Source organism: Luteococcus sp. Sow4_B9, assembly GCF_052116585.1.
In the GTDB taxonomy this organism is placed as follows: Bacteria; Actinomycetota; Actinomycetes; order Propionibacteriales; family Propionibacteriaceae; genus Luteococcus.
The window spans coordinates 144796-150859 of the sequence record NZ_JBQKKT010000006.1 but is presented as its reverse complement, the minus strand read 5'-3'; the positions used below and the strand labels follow the sequence as shown (position 1 = coordinate 150859).

The following is a 6064-nucleotide window of genomic DNA, read 5'->3' as shown; positions in this document are numbered from 1 at the left end:
CCTATCCCGACCAGCAGCTGCACTTGGTGATGGACAACTACGCCACCCACAAACGTGTCGAGGTGCGTGACTGGCTGGCGGCCAACCCGCGGATCCACGTCCACTTCACCCCCCCAGCGGGTCATGGCTGAACCTGGTCGAGGTCTGGTTCGGGATCATCGACAAACAAGCCATCCGCCGCGGAGTGTTCCCGTCGGTCAAGGACCTCAACGCCAAGATCCGGGCCTTCGTCAACGGCTGGAACGACCGCTGCCACCCCTTCATCTGGACCAAGACCGCCGACGAAATCCTCGCCAAAGCCAACCGTCCAACAACTTCACACACGGGGCACTAGAGTGGTCTGAACGTCTCCTTTGGGCAGGTTGCGCGTCCTGCGCGACAGGCTCATGACCAAGTAATATGCTCTTCTCCATGAGCGACAGAACAAACGATCTCGTGTGGCACTATACAGACATTTCAGGTCTGTTGGGTATCGTTGAAAAACGGGAACTCTGGGCGGGGCATTGTGATTTTATGAACGACCCAGGAGAAGGGCGGTTCTTGCTTGCGGCGCTGGGAGCTTTCCTTCATCGGCAGGGTGATTCGCTGCCCTTTGATGTGAGTCTCGTAGATCAGCTCTTCTCGATATATGAGGGCGAGAATTGGGTCGGACGAGATACGAACGTCAATGGCATGCTTCAGTTCGTCGCCTGCGCGTCCGGTGACGGAAACTGTCTCACGTTGTGGCGAAATTATGGCAAGTCTAGACGGGCAGTTGCAATCGGTATGGATCCTAAGTCGCCACTCGGCGTACTATCCGAGAAGCCTCTCGTCGAGACTGCGAAAGTTTTAGAATGGGATGCAGTAGAATATATTTCCGACAATAGTATTCCCTGGGGGCTACAGGATGATATCACCGCCGCTTTGGATAAGTATGAGTCTGATGAGGGTGGCTTCTATCGAGATTTCGGCAACGCGTATGAGGTGGCGCGGGCTCACTACAAGCACTCTGCGTTCGAGGATGAGCGTGAAGAGAGGATAGTTGTCTTTCCCAATTCTCGGGATGCTATCAAGTTTCGCAGTGGGCCGTTCGGTGTGACGCCATATGTCAGGCTGACGGGGGCATCTAGATGGGGGGAGGTGGTGTCGGAGCCGTCTCCGCTGCCAATTAAAGAGATTCGGCTGGGTCCGGGCGCAAGTCCCAAGGAGATCAATTCAATTCATCTTCTCCTGGAACAGAATGGTTTCGGCTACAACGTTCACTCGGAGGAGGTCGAATACGATGATGGTCGTATCGAGACCGTCGTCTATGCGATGGAAGCTCCTCCTGTCGCTGTGACCATTCCTAACATCCCCTACCGAAGCTAGCGCCAAGGGTCCGCCACGGACGGCCTGCAGCAAACGACCCGCAGCGAGCGAGGACACGGGCCGCATCGGCAGGCGAGCGCAGCGAGGCCTTGATTAAGTAGAGCCCAACTCACCAGCCATCGGTCGGCATGTCAGATCCCTGGTGGGGCAACAGGCGACGCCATCGACTTGAGGTCGTCCCAGGTGTCTGCACGCTGGATGTCGTCCTCGTACGCGATCAGGTAGCCCCACCGCTGGTCCTCGAACGCCTCGTGGGCCAAGACATGGATTACGGTCTGTTGGGCTGCCTCGCGCTTGGATTGAACCTCGGCGTTGTCACGACCGCGTGCGTCCTTGCCCTCGATGATCCAGTGGACACCATTGGTGTCGTAGGCAACGAAGTCGGGGAAGTAGCGCTTCTGGACTGTGTAGTGGATGGAGGCGCCTTCGGATGGATGCAGGCGCTTCCACCAGACGATGTTTGGCGAGATGGTCAGGAGCTTCGCGAGCTGGTACTCAGCTGACCACGAGTCGAACGACTCCGCATCGAATAGAGACTTGAACCAGCCGTTGTAGTAGCGGCCCCGGACGAACTCTTGGCGGTTGTCGATCTGGTCGTGGATGTACTCCCCCAGCGGGAGGTAGAACTCGCTTTCGATGGGCAGCGTCTGCGGGTGAATCTCCGTGACGACATGAGTCTGAGCCAGGAGCTTGGACACTTCGCGCCGGATGAGGCTGTCGAGCTCGTGCACGGCAGACGTCACGGACTTCACGGTCCATTGCTCGAAGGTCACTGCCGGTATGAAGTTCGGCAGGATGTGAGCCTTTGCCAGCCTGATGTTCTCGGCTGTTGTGGGGATCACCTGCGAATCGGCGAGCAGCTTGAGGAGCGTTGTCTGGGCGTCCTCGGCGCTTACCGGCATGCTTTCGACCTCGGCTCCCTCGGCATCGACGACGCGCAGCTTGCGACGAACGCCGGCGACGATCTCCTTTCGCACCATCAGTTCACCACTCGATGTGACTCGTTGGGCCGCTTCGCGCAGCGCTTGAGGCGTGATTAACGCCAACGAAAAGGGCGGCACCTGAGTCACCATCGTCGTGACGGGAAAGGTGAACGTCTTGCCGGCGAACTGCGGATTCATCGAGACCACGACCGGCTCGGGATTGGGCGGCAGGATCGTGGCCAGGTCGGCGTCATCATCGATCAGGGTCACTGCCATGGGCGCACCAGTCTCGGCCGAATCGACCGTGACTGCGGCAAAAACCCCGCCAGGCTGGGGAGATTGGGTTTCGTGCGCCCACATCGGCTCCACCACATCCGCGTGCTCGGCGCCGGAAACTCCCCCCGTCTGCACCTGCTCAGCATTACGGATCTGAGAAGCCATCGCCGCTACGGCACTGGCTGGGGCATCTTCGGCCAGGCCGAATTGGTCCAGAACGTTTTCGGCCTTCAAAAGCTCCTCGAAGGACCGATGGCTCACGATGTCGAGCTGGTCGATCTGGGCAACGCCGGTGTACTTGCCGAACGGAAGGCGGAGACCGCGACCCATGGTCTGTTGGGTGAGCACTTCGGAGGCCATCGCTCGAAGGGTGACGATTACAGCAATGTTCTTGACGTCAAATCCCTCCTTCAGCTTGTTCACACTGACTACGGCGAGCACGTTCGAGTCGGCCTCGTCGAGTCGATCGAGCTGCAGCTGAGTACCTGCATCGTTGTGGGTGTTGTCGACTTGGAGGACAGCAGAGTCCTGCCCCAGGTAGCCGGGGCTTCGGAGGAGTTCGGCGACCTGCGTGGCGTGCGCCACATCCGCGCAGACGATGAAGGCGACGGCATTGAGGTGAGGCAGAGAGTGCACCTGCGTCCAAGCGTCGTAGTGCGTTTGCTTGAGCGACCGAAGCGTCAGCGCGTCGCGCAGCTGCTGCTCTTCCGACGCCTGATCTGAACCGTAGCCGCTCTTGCGGAATGCTAGGACGGGGGTCTTCACAAACTGGTCTGCAATCGCCTGGTAAAGCGGATACTTGAAGACAACATGATCCTCCGGCGAAGCCGATGCCGTGAGCCCGATCGTCGCCGCCGGGTCCAGCTCCCGAAGCGCTGCAGAGAAGGCCTGTGCTGACGGTCCGTAGAGGTGGGATTCGTCGGCAATCACGACCAGATCGCGACGAGTCTGCAAGTACTCGAACAACGCGCCGGAAGACTCATCGAAACGACGTGTACGAAGCTGCGCCGCGACGTTGGTTCCACCATGTGTTGCCCCCTCCAGCGACTTGGGCGCAATGAGCTGCTGAATGTTGAAGATGAACGTCATCATCGGGCGGTCGTGCCCATATTGAAGCTCAGCAGGCCCGTTCTGCCGCGCTCTCCACGCGGAGTAGTCTTGCGGCGTCGTTACCTCGGGAGGCACAGGGGCTCCCGCGATGTAGCGGCGCGTTCCGTGGGTGAAGTTCTGAACGGTCTTGTTCTGAACCGTGAGCGAGGGCGTCACGATCATGACGTTCTCGACATCCTGACGGCGGAGGTACTCAATGAAGGCCGCCATGAGGTAGGTCTTGCCGGCCCCCGTTGCCAGGTTCATCACCTGCGTGACGGACGGGTCGAAGTCGTCCTCGGTGAGCGCCATGACCAAGGCCCTCAGAGCCTTCTTGTTGGGGCCGCGAAGGTCGAAGTCAGACGAGATGGCATCAATGTCTGCCTGGTCGAAGTTGATGTCCAAGCCGCTCACTGGTCGTTCTCCTGGCTGTATCGGAACAGGTCATCGGGAATGTGCTTCACCTGGGAGCCATGACCACGCCGTCGGAGATGTTCGCGGACGCCGTCGACAAGACCGGTTGTCGCAATCAGGAGCTTCGCGCCGTCATCCAGCTGGGCGATCCACTCGTCGCACTGCGGAACATCGAGGACGCCTTCGTGCACCTTGAGGAAGGTGCGGCCGCGCCGGCCTTCAAAGACCACGTCATCGTCGGGGTGCAGACGAGTGAAGCCCAGGTTCGCGGCGACGGAGTTGATCAGCGCCTCGCCTGTGGCGTTCTCGGTCAAAACCACACGATCCAGGTCTTGGTCGTAGTCAAAGCAAGCTGGTGCCAGGTGCGCAACCTGGAAGCCCCCTCCGCCGCGCCAGTTCACGACGGTCTTGGTGCGCGTTGTCTTGGCCTTGGCCTTCAGGTCCTTGATGATGGGGGACTTCTTCAGGTCGGGGTCGTCTGAGATCAGCCTATTCAAGAAGCTCGTGAACTTGGCGGCGTCCGCCGGGTCGGTGCCGTCGGGCAGATCCACTCCAGCGGCCGGGATTCGCTCGCCCGCTGTTCGGGTAACACCGCCAGGGTCTTGGTCCTCGACTACCTTGATCAGTCTGGGGCGAGTGAACTCTTCGAAGGTGCTCTCGAGCAGCTCGCATGTGACCCAGCGCCGACCCATCTTCTGGGCCACGGCTGCAGTTGTGGCGGACCCCGCGAAGACATCGAGCACGATGTCACCTGGCTGGGTGCCGATCTGGATCACCCGTTCCAGCAACCGCTCCGGCTTGGGCGTGGCGAAGGGGGGCCTTCGAGGGAAGAGGGCCTTTATCTCGCTCTTCGCGGCGCGGTTATGGCCGACTTCTTCGTTACGCCACCAGGTTCGAGGGTTGTTTCCTTCTACGGGGATGTAGGCCTTGCGCCCGATGCCCCCGGAGCTTCTGATGAGGATTTCGGGCCAATTGCCGGCGGCACGACGTTCCGAGACAAGACGCTGGGCTTCTTCCAAGGGCACAGCGAGAACCAGGGCACAGACATTGTCGGAAGCTTTCGCACGGGGCACGCCCTCGTTATCGGCTCGCCAATCGGCGTCGTGAAGATTCTCTAACCTGTAGGGGACCCAGTCTTCTAGGGCGGCGAGGATGCGAGCCTGCGAGTAGCGCCACGATGCTCCAGCTGGAGGGCGCAGCATTTCGCCCGTCAAGGGGCTCTGGATCGCGTAACACATGCCCCCGGAGCCGTCGCCGTGGTTTCCTGATGGATCCCCGTCCCACCAAGGGCCACGAGGGTCGCCATCTGGATTCTTGAACCGAGCATTGTCTGCCGCTGTTCGCAGCGACTTCTGCGGTGAGAACTGTTCCGACTTCCGGTAGACGAGGATAACGTCCTGATCTGTGGAGAATCCATCCCCCCGTCGGGGGGAGTCAGCCTTCTGCCAGACGACCTCCGCCATAAAGTTTTGGGCGTTGAAAACTTCGTCAAGGAGCAGGCGCATGCGGTGGTTCTCCGCATGGTCAAGGTGGACCCAGATCGAGCCATCAGGACGGAGCAGACGCTTCATGTGCAAGAGCCGGTCGCGCATCATCGTTAACCAGATGGAGTGCTCGAGGTTGTCCTCGTAGTGTGCGAACGTTTGCTCGGTGTTGAAGGGCGGGTCGATGTAGATCAACTTCACTTGGCCCACGTAGCGTCCAGCCAGCTCGGGGACCCGGGTAAGCGCCGCGAGGACGTCACCAGACTCTCCCCGGATCAGCAGGTTGTCCTCGGTGGGGACCAAGTCGGCCCGCTCGCTGTACACATAGTCGTCGGACTTAGGTGACTGAGTGCCCAGGACATAGCTGTCCATCACCAAAGGTCGGGTTTCGCAGAACCGGGGGTCGGATGGGTGAACCCAGGTGTACCCATACTTGCCGTCCTCAGTGGGGATGAGGGCTCGGTCCTTGTTGTACCAAGTCAGCTCTAGGCGCTGCTTCTTTGCCACGGGGGTCCAATCTTTGGCAGGGGT

3 protein-coding genes and 1 pseudogene are annotated in these 6064 nt (G+C 60.1%); 2 read left to right on the top strand and 2 right to left on the bottom strand.

Translation table 11 applies throughout. The annotated features are described in order from the left end of the window. Positions 1-334: pseudogene (locus ACTQ49_RS06170) on the top strand (transposase); the annotation flags it as partial. A 77-nt stretch (positions 335-411) separates the two neighbouring features. Continuing rightward, positions 412-1347, top strand: coding sequence for a DUF2971 domain-containing protein (locus tag ACTQ49_RS06165; RefSeq protein WP_441826966.1), 936 nt, complete (start codon positions 412-414; stop codon positions 1345-1347). Positions 1348-1478: 131 nt separating this feature from the next. On the opposite strand, the gene ACTQ49_RS06160 is transcribed toward ACTQ49_RS06165, so the two are convergent. Together ACTQ49_RS06160 and ACTQ49_RS06155 are read right to left on the bottom strand one after the other, a co-directional pair. Further along, a complete protein-coding gene (locus ACTQ49_RS06160; RefSeq protein ID WP_441826965.1) occupies positions 1479-4049 on the bottom strand; it encodes a DEAD/DEAH box helicase family protein in 2571 nt (856 codons plus the stop codon). Continuing rightward, entirely contained in the window at positions 4046-6040 is a 1995-nt protein-coding gene (locus ACTQ49_RS06155; protein ID WP_441826964.1) for a site-specific DNA-methyltransferase, read from the bottom strand. Before ACTQ49_RS06155 ends, ACTQ49_RS06160 begins: the two co-directional genes overlap by 4 nt. Positions 6041-6064 lie beyond the last annotated feature (24 nt).